The following is a 21,156-nucleotide window of genomic DNA, read 5'->3' as shown; positions in this document are numbered from 1 at the left end:
TGACCTTCAGACGACAAAAGGCCCGCATGACGCGGGCCTCTCCACCGGTCGTCGCTCGCTGTTGCGTCAAGCGGCCCGGCGGCCGCCGCCGGCACGCGGTGAACCCGTTTCGCGCATTTCGCCGCGCCTGTTGAGCTTGAAATGTCCGACCAGTTCCGACAACAGAGCCGCGCCGCTTGCAAGCTGGCGGCTGATGCCGGTCGTGTGCTCCACCATCGCCGCGTTCTGCTGCGTCATCCGGTCGAGCTGCGAAACCGTCTGGTTGATGTCGGACAGGCCACCCGACTGTTCCTGCGCCGCAGTGGCCAGCGACTGGACATTCTGGTCGATCGAGGCGACAAACCGTTCGATCTCGTGCAGCGCGGCGCCCGTCGCGTCGACAAGGCGCACGCCCTCCGTGACCTGCCGGCCGGAATTCTCGATCAGTCCCTTGATCTCCTTGGCGGCTTTGGCGGAACGCTGCGCCAGTTCACGCACCTCCTGTGCCACAACCGCAAAGCCCTTGCCCGCCTCGCCCGCACGGGCCGCCTCGACGCCGGCATTGAGCGCCAGAAGATTGGTCTGGAACGCGATCTCGTCGATCACGCTGATGATCTTGGTAATCTCGGACGATGCGCCTTCGATCCGCTTCATCGCCGTGATGGTTTCCTGCACCACGCAGGAGGACGTGGTCGCAGATTGCAGCGCCCCCTTGACCAGCTTGCGGGTTTCCTCCGCATTGGTGTTGGAGGACCTTACCGTCTCCGTCACCTGCTCCAGCGCCGCCGTCGTTTCTCGAAGCGACGCTGCCTGCTCCTTGGTGCGGGCGGACAGCTGGTCGGCCGCCACCTGCATGTCCTGGCTGCTGTCGTTGAGGCTGGAAGTCTGCTGCAGGACCCCCATCAGCGTCTTCTGGAACGCCCCGATCGAGGCGTTGAAGTCCCGGCGCAGCGGCTCGAATTCCACGATGAAGGGCGTATCCAGCGTCTGCTGGATATTGCAATCGGCGAGACGTGCAAGTCCGGTGCCGAGATCGTTGACCACCCTTACCCGTTCGCTCACATCCGTTGCGAACTTGACGACCTTGAACACCCGTCCGCTGTCGTCGATGATCGGGTTGTAGGATGCCTGGATATAGATCTTCTCGCCGGTCTTGGTGATGCGGGTGAACTGATCGGCCGAAAAGGTGCCGCGTCCGAGCTTCTTCCAGAACTCCTGATAGTCCGGCGAGCGCGCATAGTCGGGTTCGCAGAAGATAGAATGGTGCTTGCCGACGATCTCATCGAGACGGTAGCCGACGGCGGCACAGAAATTGTCGTTGGCGTTGAGAATCTTGCCTGTCGGCGAAAATTCGATGATCGCCTGCGCCCGCGACAGTGCCTCAAGCTTGCCCCGGTCCTCGAGCGCCCGCTTGCGGGCTTCCGTGATGTCGGTCGCAAACTTCACGACCTTGTAAGGCTTGCCGCCTTTCAGAATCGGATTGTAGGTGGCTTCGATCCAGATCTCGCGGCCGCCTTTGCCCACGCGTTTGTATTTGCCCTGATCGAACGCGCCTGTGGAAAGCCGTGCCCAGAACGCCGAGTAATCTGAGGAAGCTGCATCGGCCGGATCGACGAACATGCTGTGATGCCTGCCGACGATCTCGTCCAGGCGGTAGCCGAGCGCATTGCAGAAGTTTTCGTTGGCATCGAGTATGATGCCCTTCAGGTCGAATTCGATGATCGCCTGCGACCGATTGAGGGCCTTGATCACGGCGGCGTTGGACAAGATACGGCCAAAAGAAATCCCAGCCATCGATGCGCTCCAGCTTCAAAGTGATTTGTAGGCTGAAAGATCTAGGAGTTCCGGCTAAACGTTCGGTTAACCCTGTGCCTCGGCCGCGCACATTAGGAAAACGAAAAAGACCCGCACGAGGCGGGCCTTGTCATTGGAAAACGTTGAGGAAATCAGGCCGCGGCGCGGACCAGTTCCTTCTTCACGAGCTCGCGGAGCGCGCCGAGATCCTTGTTGAACGCCCGGATGCCGTCCGAAAGCTTTTCGGTCGCCATCTGGTCTTCGTTGAGCATCCAGCGGAAGGTCTTTTCGTCCATCTTGATCGGCGCGGCCGGCTCGAACTTTTCAGGCGAAAGCTTGCGCTCCAGCGTGCCTTCCGCCTTGTCGAGCTCGTCGAGCAGGTTCGGCGAAATCGTCAGGCGGTCGCAACCGGCAAGAGCTTCGATCTCGCCGACATTGCGGAACGAAGCGCCCATGACGATCGTCGAGATGCCGTTCGCCTTGTAGTAATTGTAGATCGAACGCACCGAGACGACGCCGGGATCGGTCTCGGACGTGTAGTCCTCGCCGGTCGACTTCTTGTACCAGTCGAGAATGCGCCCGACAAAGGGCGAGATCAGGAACGCCTTGGCGTCCGCGCAGGCAACGGCCTGGGCGTGGCTGAACAGAAGCGTCAGGTTGCAGTCGATCCCTTCGGCCTGCAGAACTTCGGCGGCCTTGATGCCTTCCCAGGTCGATGCCAGCTTGATCAGGATGCGTTCGCGCTCGATGCCGCGATCCTTGTAGGCTGCGATGATCTTGTGCGCCTTGGTGATCGAACCTTCGGTGTCGAAGGAAAGGTCGGCGTCGACTTCGGTCGAAACGCGGCCGGGGACAATTCCAGCAAGCGCCGCGCCCACGTCGATGGCGAGCTTGTCAGCTATGGCAACCGTGATCGCGTCGTCGCTGCCGCCCTGTTTGCGGCCCCAGGCAACCGTTTCCTGGAACGTGTCGGCAAATGCCGGCGAACCGATCGCCTTCAGAACGATCGACGGGTTGGTGGTGCAATCGACCGGCTTGAGGCGGGTCACCGCCTCGATGTCGCCCGTGTCGGCGACGACCGTTGTCATGGAACGAAGCTGCTCTAGTTTCGACGTCATCCGAATAAATCCTTGTTAAGCGAATACAAACGCTCGGGGCGTCGTATGGTTTCTGGATCGCTGTTGACCGGATAACAACCCTTCAGGGTAAAGAAGTCAAGACATTTGTCCTTCACAATTGACATATGTTTCACGTCAGCCCTATGGTCCTGAATGAAAAAGGACATCAGAATTTGGCCAAGCTGAGACGCGATACCCACACCGCATATTCGGAAGCGTCCTCCCTGCGGCTTCGCGCTGCCTGGCTCTACTACAACCAGGGCCTGACGCAGAAGGAGGTAGCCGAGCGGCTCGGCATCAGTCGCTCGACCGTCATCCGCCTTCTCGACGAGGCAATGAAACGCTCCGAAGTGCAGATCTGGATCTCGGAAGGCATCGACACCTGCGTCGAGCTGGCGACCAAGCTGGAACGCGCCTACGGACTGGATGAGGCGGTCGTGGTGCCCGCCCCGCGCGACAACAGCGCCGATGCACTGGCCGGCGCCGTCGGTCTGGCGCTCGGCCAGTTCCTGTCGGAAGCAATCCAGAACGACATGACGATCGGCGTCGGCTGGGGCCGCACGATGACGGCAGCGCTTTCGAGCTTCCGCCCGCCCCGTCGCGAACGCTGCAAGGTCGTCTCGCTGCTCGGCGGCATTGTCGCTGTCCACCAGACCAACCCGATCGACTTCACGTGGCGCTTTGCCGGCCAGCTGGGCGCCGAATGCTTCATGTTCCTCGCCCCGCTTCTGGTCGACAGCGTCGCCACCAAACGGGCTCTGATCGACAAATGCGGCCTCGATGCCGTCTATGACCTCGCCGAGAACCTCGATCTCGCGGTCGTCAGCTGCGGTGATATCGGCCCGCATTCGACCTCGCTGTCGGAGGGGTTCATTTCAGCCACCGAACTCGAGCGGCTGATCGCCGCCGGCTGTGTCTGCGACACGATGTTCAATTTCCTCGACGAGGAAGGCCGGTCCGTCGATCAGAAGCTCAACGAGCGGGTCATGTCCGTCGACCTCGATACGCTCGCCAAGGCAAAACACATCGTCCTCTCCTCCGGCGGCACACACCGCGCCATCGCCATCCGCGCCACCATCCGCCGCATCGGCTGCAACACCCTCATCACCGACGAAACCGCCGCAGTGGAGCTGCTGCGGCTGGCGGAGGTGGATTAGGACCGCCTGCTTTCATCGTCGAATGCTGACGGGAGGTGCCTTTCGAGATCGACAGCGTCATGAAGCACGCGACCGATCCCGATAAGCGACAATTCAAGATACCGATAGAGAATGAAGTGGCGAGGCTGCACGACCAGCCCGCTTGCGTGCTTCGGCCTCGTCCGGCTACGCCTGAGATGGAAGCTGCGTATGCCTGCCCCAAGCTCCGCCCTATCGATTGAGTCCGGCCGGGTCGGGTCTTGCGACAAATCGCGAAAGGCAGTCACGAGAAGCTGTTCGTCACGGCGCCTTGCGCCGCGTCCGAAGTTCTCATCCGTATAGGCAATGATCTTGGTGATGTCGGCCTGGGCAGATAAGCCGCAGTGCATCGCCCACGATTTCGCTGGCGTTCTGATAGCGTCCCGTTTCCAGAAGCTGCGCGATCACCTGCTGGTGGTGCTCTGTCAGAACGACGTTGCATGGTGGCATGATGGCTCCTTGGAACTGGCCGATATCGTAGCGCATTGGGCACGACCCGCCAACTGCCACAGGAGTTTCCCAGCCTCGGCCGCAACGACGTCAGAGGTCGATATCCGTTGTCAGCAATGCAATCCTGTCGCGCCAGGAATGGTGCTCGAGCCTCTCCCATGTCCTGTCCATGGCATAAGCCGACGAGATGACAGGAATGCCGATATGGCCGAAGTAGAGGGAAAGCTGGCGCTCGGCGATCTCTTCGGACATGCCGGCAATCTCGCTGCTGTAAAGTCCGGCGGCAAGGCCGGTGCGGTCGGAACCCGAGCGGCAATGGATCAGGATCGGCTTCGGTGCGTCCCGCATCATCGTGACAAGCCGGTCCGCCTCCGCTTCGCTCAACTGCCTGGAAGCCGACATCCGGAAATCGAGATGCGTCAGGCCAAGCCTATTTGCGGCGGAGACCTCCTCAGCATACCATCCGGCCTTGTCGTCCTCACCGCGCAGGTTGACGATGGTGCGGATGCCGTAGGTCTTTGCATAGGTCTCGATATCGGCGGCACCGGGCTGCGCAGACCGGTAGAGCTCGCCGTCGATCACCGTATGGAAATTTCCGCTGAGCTGCAGATACCCGAGATAGGCCCCCAAACCCAGAGCGGCAGCGAAAATCGCCGAGGCTCCCATGCGAAACCAGCTTCTGACGCGTGACTGTTCCATGCTGCCGTCCGTTGAAGTGCAGGATGGCAATCATTTCGGCCTGTTTGCTGACACGCACCTGAAGGACGGCAGGTTGTCGGGCGGACTGTGCGGTTCAGGCGTTGCCTGTCTCCCAGCCCAGGATCGCCCGCTTGCGGGTCAGACCCCAGTGATACCCGGTCAAAGCCCCGTTCTTCGCCACAGCCCGGTGGCAGGGCACGACGAAGGAGATCGGGTTGGCGCCGATGGCCGCTCCCACCGCCCGGCTTGCCGTCGGCTGGCCGATGTCCGAGGCGACGGCGGAATAGGTGACCGCCTTGCCGAACGGGATCTTCAACAGGCTCTGCCACACCTTGAGCTGAAAATCGGTCCCGATCAGAACGACGTTGAGCGGCCGGTCCGCAGACCATTGGCCCCGGTCGAAGATGCGGCCGATATAAGGCGCCGTCGCTTCTTTGTCCTCGACATAGGCGGCATTCGGCCAGCGCCGCACCATGTCCTCGAAGGCCGGTTTTTCGCCGCCGAGATCGGAGAACGCTAGTCCCGACAGCCCACGCTCCGTCGCCATGACCAGCGCCATGCCGAATGGCGACGGATGGAACCCGTAGCGGATCGTCAGACCCGCGCCCCTTCCCTTCCATTCGCCCGGCGACATCGCCTCATGGGTCACGAACAGATCGTGCAGCCGGCCGGGTCCCGACAGTCCGAGTTCATAGGACGTCTCCAGAAGCGGCAGACCTTCCTGGCCAAGCAGCCGCTTGGCATGGTCAAGCGTCACCGCCTGCAGGAACGCCTTGGGCGATAGGCCCGCCCAACGGGTGAACACCTTTTGCAGCTGCGTCGGCGACTGGCCAAGTTCGGCCGCGATCGTTTCGAGCGAAGGCTGCGCGCGATAATCGAGCGTCAGCATCTCGATGACACGCCGCACGGTTTCATAGTCGGAGCCGTCAGGCGTCACATCGATGCCGGGTGCGGACATCTCGGGCCTGGAAAGCGAAGCAAGAGCGTTCATGGCAATCTCCCTGTGCCCTATAGATGCACGCTCGATCCCATCAGAGCCACCCGTTTCTTGACAGGATCACAACCGTCTCGTGACGGTCGCAAGCGCTCCGCGAAATGCCCTCGCAAAGCTCTCACGATCGTCCGGGTTCAGAAACGAACCGATTTCGGTCTGCCGTCCCTCACCCGAGACCTGCATCGCCGTAATCCCGAATTCCTCGTGCCTGCTGACATTGAATCGCGCCCAAAACGGGTTGTAGCGATGCTCCACCATCCGCCCCGTTGGAGAAAATTTCCGGATCGACAGATTGGTCCTCGACACCGTGACTTCCTCGCGCTGCCGGCCGGAACGGTAGCTGAGTTTCAGCGCGCCATAGAGAAGCAGGAAATCGAAACCGAGAAACAAGCCGATCTGCCAGGCGCCGGTCGCCAGGAAGAAAAGGCCGTAGAACAGGCAGACGGCACCCGATATCGACAGCACGACGAAAAACCCCCGTCGGCCTAGCGACCGATAGGGCGTCAGTTCGGCTGCAAAGACCGGTTTCTCATCGATCGGCTGCGCGTTGATTTCCGTCATGGGGCGAGACTATACAGTGTCATGGCCCTTGCGAAAATCAAATCCACGAAAACCCCGGCGACAAAAAGCAGCACCACCAAAGGCCGGAAGCCGAAACGCTTCAAGCCGGCCTATACGCCTGACGAAATGGTGGAGATATTCCGCCGATTCTCGGTGCAACGGCCGGAGCCGAAGGGAGAGCTCGAGCACGTCAATCCGTTCACGCTCGTGGTCGCCGTGGCGCTGTCGGCGCAGGCAACCGATGTCGGCGTCAACAGGGCGACCCGCGAGCTGTTCAAGATCGCCGACACGCCGGAAAAGATGCTGGCGCTCGGCGAGGACGGCGTCATCGCCCATATCAGGACGATCGGGCTCTACCGCAACAAGGCCAAGAACGTCATCGCGCTCTGTCGCATGCTGATCGACGAGTTCGGATCCGAGGTGCCAAGCACACGCGAGGACCTGGTGCGCCTGCCGGGCGTCGGCCGCAAGACGGCCAATGTGGTGATGTCCATGGCCTTCGGCATCCCGACGCTTGCCGTCGATACCCACGTGTTTCGCATCGGCAACCGCTGCCTGATGGCGCCCGGTAAAACGCCGGATGAGGTCGAAGAGCAGTTCCTGAAGGTCATCCCCGACCAGTACCTGTTCCACGCCCATCACTGGCTGATCCTGCACGGCCGCTATACCTGCAAGGCACGCAAGCCCGAATGCGAGCACTGCGTCATCGCGGACCTCTGTCGATCGCCCGAAAAGACCTGTCCCATACCAGCACCGCTGGTCGAGCTACCGCCTCAGGTGATCGGCGTCTGAAGCCGGAAGGACGGATCGCGCTTCGATACCTTCTTGTGCAGATGCACCATCAGCCCGGCCGCAAACAGCGGCGTCAGCAGGTTGATGAAGGGGATCGCCAGGAAGCCGGCGATCAGCAGGCCCGCCACGAACACGGTAGAGGAATGCTTCGAGCGGAAAGCCCGCGCCTCTGCCGGCGGCCGGAACCGCATCGCGGCGAACTCGAAGAACTCGCGCCCCAGCAGATACCCGTTCACCAGGAAGAACGCGATGAGGTTGACGCCGGGAATGAACAGCAAAAGCAGCGCGATGATATTGCCGATGATGACGATGCCGAGAAACTGGATCGACCCTAGGATCGCCTGTCCGAGCGGCATTTCCCGGCCCGGCACGTCATCGGGATAGTCCCGTTTTTCGATCACTGCCGCCACATCGTCGAGAAACAGACCCGCGATGAGCGCAGTGATCGGCGCGATCAGCAGAGCCAGCACCAGCGCCAGTCCGATGCCGGCCGCGATCGCCGCAAACAGCGTCAGCCATCCCGTCCAATCAGGCACATCCGGAAAAAAGGCGGCAAACCACGGCCAGAGGTAGAGAGCGAAGAGCTCGCGCAAGCCGAACCACAACCCGATCAGGATCAGGAATGTCAGCCCCAGCGTCTTCCAGAAGGCCGATCTCGTCTCGGGCGCAAACAGGTTGATCAGCGATAGGCGTGCGGCGTCGAGGATCATCGGCGTCTCCAGGTTAGGCTCGCAGCATGTAGGTCAACCATCGCCCTGGAACAAGCGCCGGTGGATATAGGAATCTCGCCGCGAGAATCATATACTCACCGGCAGACACCCGCACCGGGCGTGGTAGTGACGGAGATCCGCATGACAAGCCTGCTGCTCCTTGGCGCGACCGGACTGGTCGGCGGCCACGTCCTCGAACTGGCGCTCAAGGACGACCGGGTCACCCGCGTCGTCGCGCCCACCCGCCGGCCGCTGCCTCCGACCGCCTTGCCGGCCCATCCGAAGCTCGAAAATCCCATCACCGATCTCAGCAGCGGTCTTCCCGACGCGGACTGGTGGACCGTCGACGCGGTCATTTCGGCGCTCGGCACCACGCGGGCAAAGGCGGGATCGGACGAGGCCTTCCGCCTGGTGGATTACGCCACGCCGCTCGGTGCGGCCCGGCGCGCGCATGAACGAGGTGCAACCCGTTTCTCGCTCGTCTCGTCCACCGGCGCCAATTCGAAGTCCAGCCTGCTTTACCTGCGCACCAAGGGCGAGCTTGAAGATGCCATCCGCGGCATCGGCTTTTCCACGCTCACCATTGTCAGGCCCGGCCTTCTCGGCGGCGACCGCAGCGAATTCCGGCTCGGCGAACGGCTTGCAAGCATGGCGCTGAAGATCGCCCATCCCATCCTGCCGCGACGGCTGCGCATCAGCCCGGCCCATGTGGTGGCAAAAGTTCTGCTGGATGCGGCAATCGGCGGTGAAAAGGGAGAGCGCATCGTCGAGGCGGATCAGCTTTCGGGCTGAGTTGCAGCTTAGTCCAGCGACCGCAGCTCTTCGCGGTGACGGATCATCGCAAGGAACCGCCGGTAGTCGCGCTCATAAAGGTCTCGTCCCGTGCTGGGTAGCCGCTCGCTGCCGCCGCTGTTCATCGCATGTCCGGCATCAAGCAACGAGCCGTGCAGACCGCCCGCGACCGCGGCAGCCATGGCCGTTCCAAGCAGAACCGCGTCGCGGTTGTTCGGGATGACTACCCTGCAGCCCGTAACATCCGCATAGAGTTCCACCAGCAGCGGATTGTTCACATGCCCGCCGGTCACGTGCAGCGTCTCGAACCGGTACCCAAAGTCAGCCATCGCATCGAGAATATGACGGATGCCGAGCGCGATCGACACGCAGGTCCGCCAATAGCGGCGGCAAAGCCCGTCGAAGGACGTATCGAGCGTCAGCCCGCTGATGACGCCGGTCGCATGCGGGTCGGCAAGCGGCGAACGGTTGCCGTGAAAATCCGGCAGAATGTGCAGATCCGGCGCGATCTCCTCGCCGCCTGCCGCTGCACGCATCTCGCCGACGCGGGCAATGATCCGCTCATGCAGCTCGGTGGTCGGCTCGCCGCCGGCTGCGTGCATCATGACGATATGATCGAGCAGCGCGCCCGCCGCCGACTGTCCGCCTTCGACCAGCCAATGGTCGGGCAGTACCGCCTCGTAATATGGGCCCCAAAGGCTGCGACCGGGTTTCGGCTCCCTGGTGAAGGCGACGATGCAGCTCGATGTACCCCCGATCAGGGCAACGCTCGTCTCCAGCGACGAGCCTGGAAAGCTTTTCGCCCCAACACCGCCAAGCACGCCATAGGCACCCGCGTAAGCGTCGATCATTCCCGGCGCGACCTGAACGCCGGTATCGAGGCCAAGTTCGGCCGCCGCCTTTTCGCTGAGCGGTCCGATCGAGCCGCCGACACCGATCGTATCGTCCGGCAGACCGCCCTTCTCAATAAGGTCGTCGAGCCCGGCAAGCGCCAGATAATCCGCGCTCCAGCCCGGCGTCTCATGCGCCAGGTAATTCCATTTGGCCGTCAGCGTGCAGCGCGAACGCGACGCGGAACCTGTGGCTTTCCAGGTCAGGAAATCGGCAAGATCGAAGAAATAACCGGCCCGGCTCCAGCTGTCTGGAAGGTTCTGCTTCAGCCACATCAGCTTGGGCATTTCCATTTCCGGCGAGATCGATCCCCCGGCGAAATCGAGCACCGCATGGCCGCTTCTTGACAGCGTCTCCGCCTGACTGATCGCCCGGTGGTCGTGCCAGACAATCGTATCCTGATGCGCGTTGCCGCTGACAGATACGCTGAGCGGTGCGCCGTCGCGGTCCCGCGCAACAAGCGAGCAAGTCGCGTCAAAGCCGATCGCCGCCACTTGGCTCGCGGAAATGCCCGCCTCCGCCAACGCCGCTTTCACGGAGATGCAGGTTGCGGACCAGATGTCTTCGGAGGAATGTTCGGCGTGCTTGTCCCGCGGGCGGAACATCAGGATCGGATGTTTGGATTTCGCAATCAGCGTTCCGTCGCGGCCGAACACGCCGGCACGGGCGCTTGCCGTGCCGATATCGACCGCAACGAGAAAATCACGCATCCCGATTTGTTTCCTGTCCCTGTAAGTCGCGCAGACTGTCCCCGTCGCGTCCCGCCAGCCTGAAAGCCGAGCTTCAGGTGTTTGCGGAAACCGAACCGTTGCGATCCTCGATATATTTTTGGACAAGGTGGAGCAAATCCGGCATCGCGTCAAACACGACGTCGGGCGATAGCGCCTCGATCCGGTCACGGTATCCGGAAGTGTGGGTGTGCGATCCGCCGGTAAAGGCGAAAGCTGCCATGCCCGCCCGCTGGGCCGCCTCGATGCCGGCGGGGCTGTCTTCGATGACGATGCAATCTTCCGGCGCAAATCCCATTTCGCTCGCAGCATGCAGAAAAAGGTCCGGCGCCGGCTTGCCGTTCTTCACCATCGTGGCACTAAAGATATGGGGATCGAGCTTGTCGATCAGGCCGGTAATCGTCAGCGACAGCCGGATGCGGTCGGGATTGCTGGAGGATGCGACGCAGGCTTGAAGCCCGAGCGCCTCGAGCGTTTCGGCAATGCCGGGGATCGGCTTCAGCTCGGCCTTGAACAGGCTGTAGAGATCGGTGCGCATGCCGTCCAGAAATTCCGGCCCGGTGTGGAAACCGTATTCCTCGTCCATGACCTGGCGCATGGTCGCCAGGCTGCGACCGAGGAAGCGCTCATAGGCTTCCTCCTCGGCCATTTCGATACCGTGGCGGTTAAGCGCTGAGACCAGAACCCGCACCGAAAGCGGCTCGCTGTCGACGAGGACGCCGTCGCAATCGAAGATCACGAGATGGCGTGGTTTGATTGCGCTAAGTCCCGTCACGGTGTTCACCTCAATCCTTGACGAGCTGGTCGTCGAGATAGAGCTGCAGCGTCTTGGCCGTGCCCTGTGTCCAGAGCGTCTTCAGCGCATGCGCAAACCGCTTGCGGAACAACTCAGACGTCGAGACTTCGCCGAAGATCTCGTCGAACACCAGGAACGCATCCGGGTCGTCCTTGGCCTTGATCGCGGCCGCCTGCAGCTTCTCGGCACTCGTATCGTTGAACACGATCTGGCGACCGCTGTCCGACGTGCCCGCAAAATAACGGCACCACAGCGCCGATACAAGCGACAGGCCAACGATATCGAGACCCTGGTCCAGCCGGTCGCGGGTCGATGGCAGGATGAACTTCGGCTGGCGGTTGGAGCCGTCCTGCGCCAGGCGCGGAATGGTATCGCCGATCTTCGGGTTGAGGAAGCGGTGCTCGATCAGGTCGAAATAGTCGTCGAGGCTGGTATCTGGAACCGGCGGCACGATCGGGATGATCTCTTCCTTCTCGAGCTTGGCGAGGAAAGCCCGGATCAGCGGATGCTCCATTGCCTCGTGCACGAAATGGATGTCCAGCAACTCGCCGGGATAAGCGATCGTCGCATGGCCTCCATTGAGGATGCGCAGCTTCATCAGCTCGTAGGGCGCGACGTCGGGCACGAACTGAACGCCGACTTCTTCAAGCGCCGGACGGCCGAGCGGGAAATGATCTTCCATCACCCACTGCTTGAACTCTTCGCAGAATACCGGCCAGTTATCGTCGATATTGTAGTCATTCTTGAGGATATCGACTTCGCGCGGACCGGTGGCCGGCGTGATGCGGTCGACCATCGAATTCGGGAAGGCGACATTGTCGTGGATCCAGGTCGCAAAATCCGGATCCGACAGCTTGGCGAGACCAACGACGGTGTTTTCCGTCACGTGGCCGTTGCCCGGAATGTTGTCGCAGGACATGATCGTGAACGGCGCAAGGCCGCGCGAACGGCGAAGCTTGAGGCCGGCAAGGATCAGCCCGAACACCGACTTCGGCGCATCCGGGTTGCTGCCGTCTTCGACCATAGCCGGATGGGCCGGGTTGAAATGGCCGGACGCGTCGATGAAATAGCCGCCCTCGGTGATCGTCATGGAGACGATGCGGATGGTCGGATCGGCCAGCTTCTCGATCAGCGCCTGCTTGTCGTCAGGCGCAATGATGTCGATCATCGGCGCGGTCACACGGGCACCGGTCTTGTTGTTGTCCTGCTCCACGACGGTGGTGAGGAAATCCTGCGCCTTCAGCTTGTCGCGCATGGCGGCATCGGACGGCATCACGCCGGCGCCGATGATGGCCCAGTCGTGGCCCTTGCCGATGTTGAACAGGTCGTCCAGGTAGATCGCCTGGTGGGCGCGGTGGAAGTTGCCGACGCCGAAATGTACGATGCCGGGGGAGAGTGTCTTCGGATCGTAGGCGGGCACGCCAGCGGTCGCTGCGGCATCCTTGAGAGTTGCCAACGAAAGCTTCACAGTCATTTTCTCATACTCCGATTGGCCTGCTGTTCAGGCCTTTGGGATCATTCAGGCCCGGATCGCAAGACCCTTGTCGTCGAAGCGATGCAGTTTGGTTTCATCCGGCGTCAGGTAGACCGTGTCGCCGTAGCTCGCGCCGAACTCGCCGCCGGCACGCGCCGTGATCGGGCCGATACCATCGACGTCGAGATGCAGGAACGTGTCGGCGCCCAGATGTTCGGCAACCGAAACCCGGCCTTTCCACAGACCGCTGTCCTTGGAAAGCCCGATATGTTCGGGACGAACGCCCACGGTCTTGCCGTTTTTCGCCTTGGCGTAGTCACCTTCGAGCAGGTTCATCTTCGGCGAACCGATAAAGCCTGCGACAAACAGATTGCGCGGCGACTTGTAGAGCTCGAGCGGCGAGCCGACCTGCTCGATATTGCCGCGGTTGAGCACCACGATCTTGTCGGCCATGGTCATGGCTTCGATCTGGTCGTGGGTAACGTAGACCATCGTGGTCTTCAGCTGGTTGTGCAGGTCGCTGATCTCCAGACGCATCGTGCCGCGCAGTGCCGCATCGAGGTTGGAGAGCGGCTCGTCGAACAGGAAGGCCGAAGGTTCGCGCACGATCGCACGGCCGATGGCCACGCGCTGGCGCTGGCCGCCCGACAGCTGACCGGGGCGACGCTCGAGATAATCGGTGAGGTTGAGGATGTGCGCCGCATCGGCGACCTTCTTGTCGATCGCCGACTGTTCCATCTTCGCCATCTTGAGCGGGAAAGCGATGTTCTTGCGCACGCTCATATGCGGATACAGCGCATAGGACTGGAACACCATCGCAAGGCCGCGTTCGGCCGGAGCGGCGTCCGTCACGTCGCGACCGTCGATCTTGATCTGGCCGCCGGTCACGTCTTCAAGCCCCGCAATGAGACGCAGAAGCGTGGACTTGCCGCAACCCGAAGGTCCGACGAACACGACGAACTCGCCGTCGTTGATTTCGAGATCGATCGACGGGATGACCTTGGCTTCGCCGAACGTCTTCGACACTTTGGAAAGAGTAATGCTGCCCATGAAAGTGATCCTTACTTAACCGCGCCAAACGTGAGGCCGCGAACGAGTTGCTTCTGGCTGAACCAGCCGAGGATGAGGATCGGCGCGATGGCCATGGTCGAGGCCGCCGAAAGCTTTGCCCAGAACAGACCCTGCGGCGAGGAGAAGGAGGCGATAAAGGCCGTGAGCGGAGCCGCGTTTGTCGTGGTCAGCTGGATCGTCCAGAACGCTTCGTTCCAGGCAAGGATGATGTTGAGGAGCAGCGTCGAGGCGATGCCGGGAACCGCCATCGGCGTCAGCACGTAGACGATTTCCTTCCACAGGTTGGCGCCGTCCATCCGTGCCGCTTCCAAGATTTCGCCCGGAATTTCGCGGAAGTATGTGTAGAGCATCCACACCACGATCGGCAGGTTGATCAGCGTCAGCATGATGGTGAGGCCGATGCGGCTGTCGAGCAGGCCGAAGTTGCGGAACAGGATGAAGATTGGCAGCAGCACCGCCACGGCCGGCATCATCTTGGTCGACAGCATCCACATCAGGATGTCCTTGGTACGCTTGCCGGGCGCGAACGCCATCGCCCAGGCCCCGGGGATCGCGATGATCAGCGCGAGGATGGTGGAGCCGACCGACAGGATCACCGAGTTCATGAACGGCTTGAAATAGTCGCGCTGCGTCTGCACCGTGATGTAGTTCTCAAGCGTGCCCGATGGGATCAGGCTGAAGCCGGCGATCGCTTCCTGCTCCGTCTTCAGGCTGGTGATCAGCGCGTAGAGGATCGGGAAGAAGATCAGGAGTGCGACGACCCAGGCCAGGATTGTCCAGCCGATCTTCGCTCCGGTTGTTACTTTGCGAGCCATGATCGTTCCTCCTACTTGTCCAGGTTCTTGCCGACGGCGCGCATCAGGAAGAAGGCGACGATGTTGGCAAGCACGACGGCGATGATACCTCCCGCTGCACCCCCGCCGACGTCATAGCCGAGACGTGCAGTGCGGTAGATGAGGAAGGTGAGGTTGGTGGACGCATAGCCCGGACCGCCATTGGTGGTGACCAGGATTTCAGCGTAAATGCCGAGCAGGAAGATCGTCTGGATCAGGATGACGACAGTGATCGCGCGCGAAAGGTGCGGCAGCGTCAGGTAGATGAAGCGGTTGAAGAAGTTGGCGCCATCCATTTCGGCTGCTTCGCGCTGCTCGCTGTTGAGCGACTGAAGCGCCGTCAGAAGGATAAGCGTCGCAAACGGCAACCATTGCCAGGCAACGATGATGATCACCGCAAACAGCGGATACTGGGCAAACCAGTCGATCGGCTGAACCCCGAAGAACCGCGCGAGATCCGCCAGCACGCCGTAGCCCGGATGCATGATCATGTTCTTCCAGATCAGCGCGGCCACCGGCGGCATCACGAAGAAAGGCGAGATCACCAGAATGCGGACAATGCCCTGGCCGAAGATCGGCTGGTCGAGCAGAAGCGCGATCGCGACACCGCCGATGACGGTAATGCCGAGCACGCCGAGCACCAGCAGCATCGTGTTCCAGATCGACTGGAAGAAGGCCGGGTCCGTGTAGAAATACTGGTAATTGAAGAAGCCTGCGAAGCTCACGTTCTGCGGCGTCAGCAGGTTGTAGTTCTGGAACGAGTAGTACAGCGTCATTGCGAGCGGTACGGCCATCCAAACCAAAAGAACGATGACGGAGGGCGCCATCATCAGGCGTGCCAACGTCTTGGTATTTTGCGTTGCCATCTTTGAGGCCCCTCCCCGGAGGTAAGCGCGCCGCACGCGGCCAGAGGAGGACGCGAAGGCATGATCTTGTTTTTATAGGGTAGCGTGCTGGAACAGCGAGATGCGGTTCAGCATCCAATCGTCATCCTGTGATCTGCTGCCCGGCACGGATGCCGGACAGCAGTGTCTTGACCAAGCTTACTTAATGTAACCGGCGCGGGTCATGTCGCGGGTTGCCGTTGCCTGAGCGGCGGCAAGAGCGTCATCGACCGTGGACTGGCCGGCGATGACAGCCGAGAACAACTGACCGACAGTGGTGCCGAGAGCCTGGAATTCAGGGATCGCGACGAACTGGCCACCGGTATAAGGAACCGGCTTGACCGTTGGCTTGGTGATGTCGGCAGCGTCCATGGCAGCAAGCGTCGGAGCTGCGAAGGCAGCGGCCTTCTGATAGTCCGCGTTCTTGTAGAGCGAGGTGCGCGTGCCCGGAGGAACGTTGGCCCAGCCTTCCTTGGCAGCAACAAGCGTCGTGTATTCCTTGCTGGTTGCCCAGGAGATGAACTTCTGAGCCGATTCAGCCTTCTTGGACGATGCCGGAACGGCAAGGTTCCAGGACCACAGCCAGTTGCCGTGGTTGGCAACGCCTTCCTTGCTTGGGAAGAGCGCATAACCGACCTTGTCGGCAACCTTGGAGTCCTTCGGGTTCGATACGAACGATGCAGCGACGGTCGCGTCGATCCACATGCCGCACTTGCCCTGCTGGAACAGCGTCAGGTTTTCGTTGAAGCCGTTGGAAGAAGCGCCCGACGGGCCGGAATTCTTCATCATGTCGGCGTAGAAGGTAAGTGCTGCCTTCCATTCCGGCTGATCGAACTGCGGCTTCCAGTTTTCGTCGAACCAGCGTCCGCCGAACGAGTTGGTCAGCGCCGAAACGAAGGCCATGTTCTCGCCCCAGCCGGCCTTGCCACGAAGGCACATGCCGCTGATGTCGGCCTTGCGGTCGGTCATCTTCTTGGCAGCGTCAGCGATGAATTCCCAGGTCGGGGTTTCCGGCATTTTCAGGCCGGCTTTTTCGAACAGGTCCTTGCGGTACATGATCATGGCGGATTCGCCGTAGAACGGTGCCGCATAGAGCTTGTTTTCAACCGAAAGACCACCGCGGATCGCCGGCAGCAGGTCGTCCATGTCGTACTTGTCGCCGAGACCTTCGAGCGGCAGAAGCCACTTCTGCTTGGCCCAGATCGGAACTTCGTAGTTGCCGATCGTGACGATGTCGTACTGGCCGCCACCAGCCGCGATATCGGTCGTCACGCGTTCGCGCAGGACGTTTTCTTCGAGCGTGACCCACTCGACTTGGATGTCCGGGTTCGCCTTGGTGAACTCGGACGTCAGGCCCTGCATGCGGACCATGTCGCCGTTGTTGACTGTCGCAATGGTGAGGGTTTCGGCAGATGCAGTCGTGGCCACAAAGGCCAGAGCTGAGCAGGCGCCCAGCAGAATAGTTTTCATGGTCATATCTTCCTCCCGAGAAGATGGAATGCGAGCATTCGCTTTGCTCATGGGCAATTACCCACATAAAGCTAGCGCAAGTCAATGGGAATTCATCGCTGCGATGCAACCGAAAGCGACAATTCACTGAAATTTCAGGCAGAATTCTATCTGCCGCGCTTAAGCAGTAAGCAGATACCGCGCTGCGGCCTCGTCGGTGATGATGCCGTTGAGCAGTCCGCCTTTCAGGGCTGCGCGCATGGCGACCCACTTCTTCTTGCCTTGGGCAATGCCAATGACACAGCAGGTCTCGCGCGACGGGATCGGCACGGAGGCCACCCGGCCGTTGACGGCACTGTCGAGCAACTCACCCTGCTGATCGTAAATCCAGCCGCAAATTTCACCCGCGGCACCGCGATCCACCAGCGACACCATTTCGTCGCGATCCAGAAATCCGTCGACGCAAAGCGGCGCATCGACGCCGAGTTCGCCGATCCCGACAAAGGTGACGTCGGCTTGTGCCCCGAGCGCAAGTGTCGAGCGCACGAGCGCCTGGTCATGCAGCGTGTCGCGCTCCTCGATGGAGGCACAAAGGACCGGCAGCGGCATGGGAAAATGCCGCGCCTTGATGGCATCGGCCATCGAGAAGATGACGTTGTAATAGGCGGCCGACCCGTCCGGCCCGATATTGCCGGTCAGCGACACGATACGGTGCTGCGGGCATTCCATCGGCGGCAGCTGATCGACAGCGGCTTTCAGCGTCCGACCTGTCCCGACGGCGATAATGATCGGATCCGGCCGTTTCAGCCAGCGCTCGATCTCGCCCGCCCCGGCTTCGGCAATGCCGACGGTGGACGAGCTGCCGCCCGGATCGCTTGGCACGATTTCCGCATGCTTGAGATCGTATTTCTTGCGCAGCCCTTCAGCGAGTTCGAGACAGGCGGAGATCGGATGGTCGAGCCGGACCTTGATCAACCGCTCGGCAACCGCAAGCGACACGAGCCGCTGGGCCGACTGGCGGGAAATGCCCATGGCATTGGCGATCTCGTCCTGGGTCCTCCCCGCGACGTAATAGAGCCAGCCCGCGCGCGCAGCATCGTCGAGCCGGCCTTGGGTGTCACTCCGCTTAGCCATGGCAGTAAATCTCCTCTGGTCGATTTGCTGACATGTTTTTTGAGGGGCTGTCAAATGGCGATGGTGCAACGACGCCCTCAAAGAGAGCTTTTGCTCAGCGCCTCGGAGAGGACGGTCTCCATCATTTGATAATTGCTAATTTGCGCCTGTTTCGAAGCCTCGATCCAACCTGCGGGATCGATTTTCGTCAGATCGAGCCAATGTCCGGCCTGTCCGCAAAGCTGTTTCAGATAATGTGCCTGCGTGCGGCCATTGCCCTCGCGGAACGGATGGACATAGTTAACATCACCAATGATCGGCGCGACTTTTGCGGCAAATTCCGATCTCTGGAGACCACGCAGATAATTGCCCGCCGTGATGCGTCGATGCACATCGGCCATGCCGGTCTCGATATACTGCCGGAACTGGAACTGGCTCGACCCTTTGGAAATCTCCACCGTCCGGATCTCGCCCGCCCAGTCGTACATATCCTGAAAGAGATGACGGTGGATGGCCCGCAGATGCTTCAGGTCGAAATTACCCACGGGGATTTTCTGGCGACTACGCATCGTCACGATTTCGCGCTCGTGATAATCAAGCTTATCGACGTCCGAAATTCCTAGTTTATTTTTAAGCGTGCGCGTCCCCGGATAAACGTAGGGGTCGTCGTTCATTCTGCAGCGTCGGAAAGCGATGCATCGCGTGCACGCCCCAGAATATAAGCAACCTGTTTTTCTTCAGGCCAGCGTTCCCGATCGAACATTTCGAACATGGCAATTTGCTCAGCGTCGAGCGGGTTGCCCTCGATCATCTGCAGGTGCGCTGCTTCCAGTGTCCGCTGGCGGATATCATCCCTGTTGCTCATGCAGCCATCATACTGCAGATCGCGAAATCCGACAAATGATAGATGCGAGGCGGCGCCCCAGTTTGCGCCGCCTTCGCGTTCGTTCCGGGCCGTCCGACGTCAGGCCACCTGCACGACGTGGCCTGCGCCGACTTCGCGATATTCCCGCACCGGCGGCACGAAATCGACAGACCGGATCGGGCTCTTGATCTCTTCGGTGGAAAGGTTGCGCTTGATCCGGCGCCGTGACGGATCCGGCACCGGCACCGCCGACATCAGTTTCTTCGTGTAGGGATGCTGCGGGTTTTCAAACACCGCCGCACGCGGGCCGATCTCGACGATTTCGCCCAGATACATCACTGCCACCCGGTGGCTCACGCGCTCCACCACGGCCATGTCGTGGGAGATGAACAGGAAGGCGAGGTTCAGAGACTGCTGCAGGTCGAGCAGCAGGTTGCAGACCTGCGCCTTGATCGACACGTCCAGCGCCGACACCGCTTCGTCGGCAACGATCACCTTCGGATCGAGCATCAAAGCCCTGGCGATCGCGATGCGCTGCCGCTGGCCGCCGGAAAACTCGTGCGGGAAGCGCCGCATCATGTCGGCCGAAAGTCCGACCTTTTCGAGAAGGTTCGCCGCCTTTTCGCGCGCCTGCGCCTTGGTGCCGAGCTTGTGCTCGATAAACGGTTCGGCGACGGCAGACCCCACGCTCATGCGCGGGTTCAAGGAAGCGAACGGATCCTGGAACACCATCTGGATCGACCGGCGCATGGTTCGAAGCGCATGCTGATCGAGGCTCATCACGTCGTAGCCGTCCACCTGCACGGTGCCGCTGGTCGGCGTGATCAGCCGCGTGACGGATCGTCCGGTGGTCGACTTGCCGCAACCGGATTCACCCACCAGCGCAAGCGTTTCGCCGGCATAGAGATCGAACGAGACCTTTTCCACCGCATGCACCGCCCCGGACTTGCGTCCGAGAAGGCCGGAATGGATGTCGAACCGCGTCGTCAGGTCCTTCACGTCGAGGATCGGCGTCTTGCCCTTGGCAACCGTGTCGAACACTTCGCCCAGAACCTGCTGTTCGCCGGTGTTGACGTCGATCAGCGGAAACCGCATCGGCAGCTTGCTCTGCCCCATCGAGCCCAGCCGCGGCACGGCGGAAAGAAGCGCCCGCGTGTAGGCATGCTGGCCGCGATGGAAGATATCGCCGGTCTGGCCGGTTTCCACCGCGTCGCCACGGAACATCACGATCGTCCGGTCGGCCACTTCCGCCACAACGCCCATGTCATGGGTGATGAACAGGACCGACATGCCCTCCTCTTCCTGCAGCATCTTGATGAGATCAAGGATCTGCCCCTGGATCGTCACGTCCAGCGCCGTCGTCGGCTCGTCGGCGATCAGAAGCTTCGGCTTGGCCGCAAGTGCCATGGCGATCATCACGCGCTGGCGCATGCCGCCGGAAAACTGGTGCGGGTATTCGTCGAAACGGCTCTTGGCGTTGGGGATGCGAACCTTCTCGAGAAGCCGTATCACCTCCGCCTTTGCCTCGGCCTTGGAGATGTTGGTGTGAACCGTCAGCGCCTCGGCGATCTGCTTTCCGATCGGAAAGATCGGATTGAGCGAGGTCATCGGCTCCTGGAAGATCATCGAGATGTCGTTGCCGCGCACCCGCCGCATCTCCTCCTCAGGCAGACCGAGAAGCTCCTTGCCCTGCAGGAAGACCTGCCCCTCGATCCGGCTCGAATTCTTCTGCAACAGCCGCATGATCGACAGCGACGTCACCGATTTGCCGGAGCCGCTTTCGCCCACGATCGCAACCGTCTCGCGCGGTGCCACATCAAACGAGATGTTGCGCACAACCGTCTTCCATTCGTCGTTCACCTTGAACGACGTCGTGAGGTTCTTCACAGACAGGACCGGAGTGACCGATCCGCCAGACTGTTCCATCGCAGGTCCGGAAAGCAGCATGCATGTTTCCTTGATTTGGGCGGCCCCGTCGCGACTGGTGG

Annotated in this window: 22 protein-coding genes; 3 read left to right on the top strand and 19 right to left on the bottom strand. The window is 61.2% G+C overall.

The genetic code is table 11. The annotated features are described in order from the left end of the window. Window positions 1–66: 66 nt before the first annotated feature. Entirely contained in the window at window positions 67–1,773 is a 1,707-nt protein-coding gene (locus BLW69_RS02275) for a methyl-accepting chemotaxis protein (RefSeq protein ID WP_092659687.1), read from the bottom strand. A gap of 152 nt (window positions 1,774–1,925) precedes the next feature. Further along, on the bottom strand, window positions 1,926–2,891 hold the full coding sequence (gene tal / locus BLW69_RS02270) for a transaldolase (protein ID WP_062461231.1): 966 nt from the start codon (window positions 2,889–2,891) through the stop codon (window positions 1,926–1,928). A 173-nt stretch (window positions 2,892–3,064) separates the two neighbouring features. Between tal and BLW69_RS02265 the strand changes: the two genes are divergently transcribed. Continuing rightward, complete coding sequence (locus BLW69_RS02265; protein ID WP_092659685.1) at window positions 3,065–4,048, top strand: sugar-binding transcriptional regulator; 984 nt, start codon at window positions 3,065–3,067, stop codon at window positions 4,046–4,048. Here the strand turns inward: BLW69_RS02265 and BLW69_RS02260 are convergent. The 5 genes from BLW69_RS02260 to BLW69_RS02240 all read right to left on the bottom strand — a co-directional run bounded on the left by BLW69_RS02260 (window position 4,045) and on the right by BLW69_RS02240 (window position 6,770). Next, on the bottom strand, window positions 4,045–4,416 hold the full coding sequence (locus tag BLW69_RS02260; protein ID WP_092659683.1) for a type II toxin-antitoxin system RelE/ParE family toxin: 372 nt from the start codon (window positions 4,414–4,416) through the stop codon (window positions 4,045–4,047). The two genes, BLW69_RS02265 and BLW69_RS02260, sit on opposite strands and share 4 nt — an antisense overlap. Continuing rightward, window positions 4,358–4,552 (bottom strand): ribbon-helix-helix domain-containing protein, encoded by a 195-nt coding sequence (locus BLW69_RS02255; RefSeq protein WP_244508728.1) that lies wholly within the window; start codon window positions 4,550–4,552, stop codon window positions 4,358–4,360. Before BLW69_RS02255 ends, BLW69_RS02260 begins: the two co-directional genes overlap by 59 nt. A 54-nt stretch (window positions 4,553–4,606) precedes the next feature. Further along, entirely contained in the window at window positions 4,607–5,215 is a 609-nt protein-coding gene (locus BLW69_RS02250) for a dual specificity protein phosphatase family protein (RefSeq protein ID WP_244508727.1), read from the bottom strand. A gap of 94 nt (window positions 5,216–5,309) precedes the next feature. Continuing rightward, window positions 5,310–6,206 carry a methylated-DNA--[protein]-cysteine S-methyltransferase gene (locus BLW69_RS02245; RefSeq protein WP_092659680.1) on the bottom strand — a complete coding sequence of 299 codons (897 nt, stop codon included), beginning with the start codon at window positions 6,204–6,206 and terminating at the stop codon, window positions 5,310–5,312. Between the two features lie 66 nt (window positions 6,207–6,272). Continuing rightward, complete coding sequence (locus tag BLW69_RS02240; RefSeq protein ID WP_092659678.1) at window positions 6,273–6,770, bottom strand: DUF2244 domain-containing protein; 498 nt, start codon at window positions 6,768–6,770, stop codon at window positions 6,273–6,275. Between the two features lie 21 nt (window positions 6,771–6,791). Here BLW69_RS02240 and nth point away from each other — a divergent pair, with 21 nt between their 5' ends. Then, window positions 6,792–7,562, top strand: a complete 771-nt coding sequence (nth, locus tag BLW69_RS02235) for an endonuclease III (RefSeq protein WP_092659676.1) — start codon at window positions 6,792–6,794, stop codon at window positions 7,560–7,562. Here the strand turns inward: nth and BLW69_RS02230 are convergent. Then, entirely contained in the window at window positions 7,544–8,272 is a 729-nt protein-coding gene (locus tag BLW69_RS02230) for a sulfate transporter family protein (protein WP_092659674.1), read from the bottom strand. The genes nth and BLW69_RS02230 overlap by 19 nt on opposite strands. Window positions 8,273–8,413: 141 nt before the next feature. On the opposite strand from BLW69_RS02230, the gene BLW69_RS02225 reads away from it, so the two are divergent. Then, on the top strand, window positions 8,414–9,064 hold the full coding sequence (locus tag BLW69_RS02225; protein ID WP_092659672.1) for an NAD(P)H-binding protein: 651 nt from the start codon (window positions 8,414–8,416) through the stop codon (window positions 9,062–9,064). An 8-nt stretch (window positions 9,065–9,072) separates the two neighbouring features. On the opposite strand, the gene BLW69_RS02220 is transcribed toward BLW69_RS02225, so the two are convergent. The 11 genes from BLW69_RS02220 to BLW69_RS02170 form a co-directional block, all read right to left on the bottom strand. Beyond that, the gene (locus BLW69_RS02220) at window positions 9,073–10,665 is read right to left on the bottom strand and encodes an FGGY-family carbohydrate kinase (protein WP_092659670.1); all 1,593 of its coding nucleotides are present in this window, start codon (window positions 10,663–10,665) and stop codon (window positions 9,073–9,075) included. Between the two features lie 73 nt (window positions 10,666–10,738). Further along, a complete protein-coding gene (locus BLW69_RS02215; protein WP_244508726.1) occupies window positions 10,739–11,458 on the bottom strand; it encodes an HAD family hydrolase in 720 nt (239 codons plus the stop codon). A 10-nt stretch (window positions 11,459–11,468) separates the two neighbouring features. Next, the gene (locus tag BLW69_RS02210; protein ID WP_092659669.1) at window positions 11,469–12,953 is read right to left on the bottom strand and encodes a mannitol dehydrogenase family protein; all 1,485 of its coding nucleotides are present in this window, start codon (window positions 12,951–12,953) and stop codon (window positions 11,469–11,471) included. A 45-nt stretch (window positions 12,954–12,998) separates the two neighbouring features. After that, window positions 12,999–14,003 carry an ABC transporter ATP-binding protein gene (locus BLW69_RS02205; protein ID WP_062461262.1) on the bottom strand — a complete coding sequence of 335 codons (1,005 nt, stop codon included), beginning with the start codon at window positions 14,001–14,003 and terminating at the stop codon, window positions 12,999–13,001. Window positions 14,004–14,014: 11 nt separating this feature from the next. After that, complete coding sequence (locus BLW69_RS02200) at window positions 14,015–14,839, bottom strand: carbohydrate ABC transporter permease (protein WP_062461266.1); 825 nt, start codon at window positions 14,837–14,839, stop codon at window positions 14,015–14,017. 11 nt (window positions 14,840–14,850) lie between these two features. Next, window positions 14,851–15,723, bottom strand: coding sequence for a carbohydrate ABC transporter permease (locus BLW69_RS02195; protein WP_092659667.1), 873 nt, complete (start codon window positions 15,721–15,723; stop codon window positions 14,851–14,853). Between the two features lie 177 nt (window positions 15,724–15,900). Next, the gene (locus BLW69_RS02190; RefSeq protein WP_092659665.1) at window positions 15,901–17,217 is read right to left on the bottom strand and encodes an ABC transporter substrate-binding protein; all 1,317 of its coding nucleotides are present in this window, start codon (window positions 17,215–17,217) and stop codon (window positions 15,901–15,903) included. A 153-nt stretch (window positions 17,218–17,370) separates the two neighbouring features. Further along, window positions 17,371–18,324, bottom strand: a complete 954-nt coding sequence (locus BLW69_RS02185; RefSeq protein ID WP_062461275.1) for a sugar-binding transcriptional regulator — start codon at window positions 18,322–18,324, stop codon at window positions 17,371–17,373. A gap of 77 nt (window positions 18,325–18,401) precedes the next feature. Further along, a complete protein-coding gene (locus BLW69_RS02180; protein ID WP_092659663.1) occupies window positions 18,402–18,977 on the bottom strand; it encodes a Fic/DOC family protein in 576 nt (191 codons plus the stop codon). Beyond that, complete coding sequence (locus tag BLW69_RS02175) at window positions 18,974–19,168, bottom strand: hypothetical protein (protein ID WP_092659661.1); 195 nt, start codon at window positions 19,166–19,168, stop codon at window positions 18,974–18,976. Before BLW69_RS02175 ends, BLW69_RS02180 begins: the two co-directional genes overlap by 4 nt. A gap of 99 nt (window positions 19,169–19,267) precedes the next feature. Then, the gene (locus BLW69_RS02170; RefSeq protein WP_092659659.1) at window positions 19,268–21,115 is read right to left on the bottom strand and encodes an ABC transporter ATP-binding protein; all 1,848 of its coding nucleotides are present in this window, start codon (window positions 21,113–21,115) and stop codon (window positions 19,268–19,270) included. Between the last annotated feature and the right edge of the window lie 41 nt (window positions 21,116–21,156).

Origin of the sequence: Rhizobium sp. NFR12 (genome assembly GCF_900108545.1) — a bacterium.
Taxonomy (GTDB): Bacteria; Pseudomonadota; Alphaproteobacteria; order Rhizobiales; family Rhizobiaceae; genus Neorhizobium; species Neorhizobium soli.
This window is presented reverse-complemented; position numbering and strand designations above follow the sequence as displayed.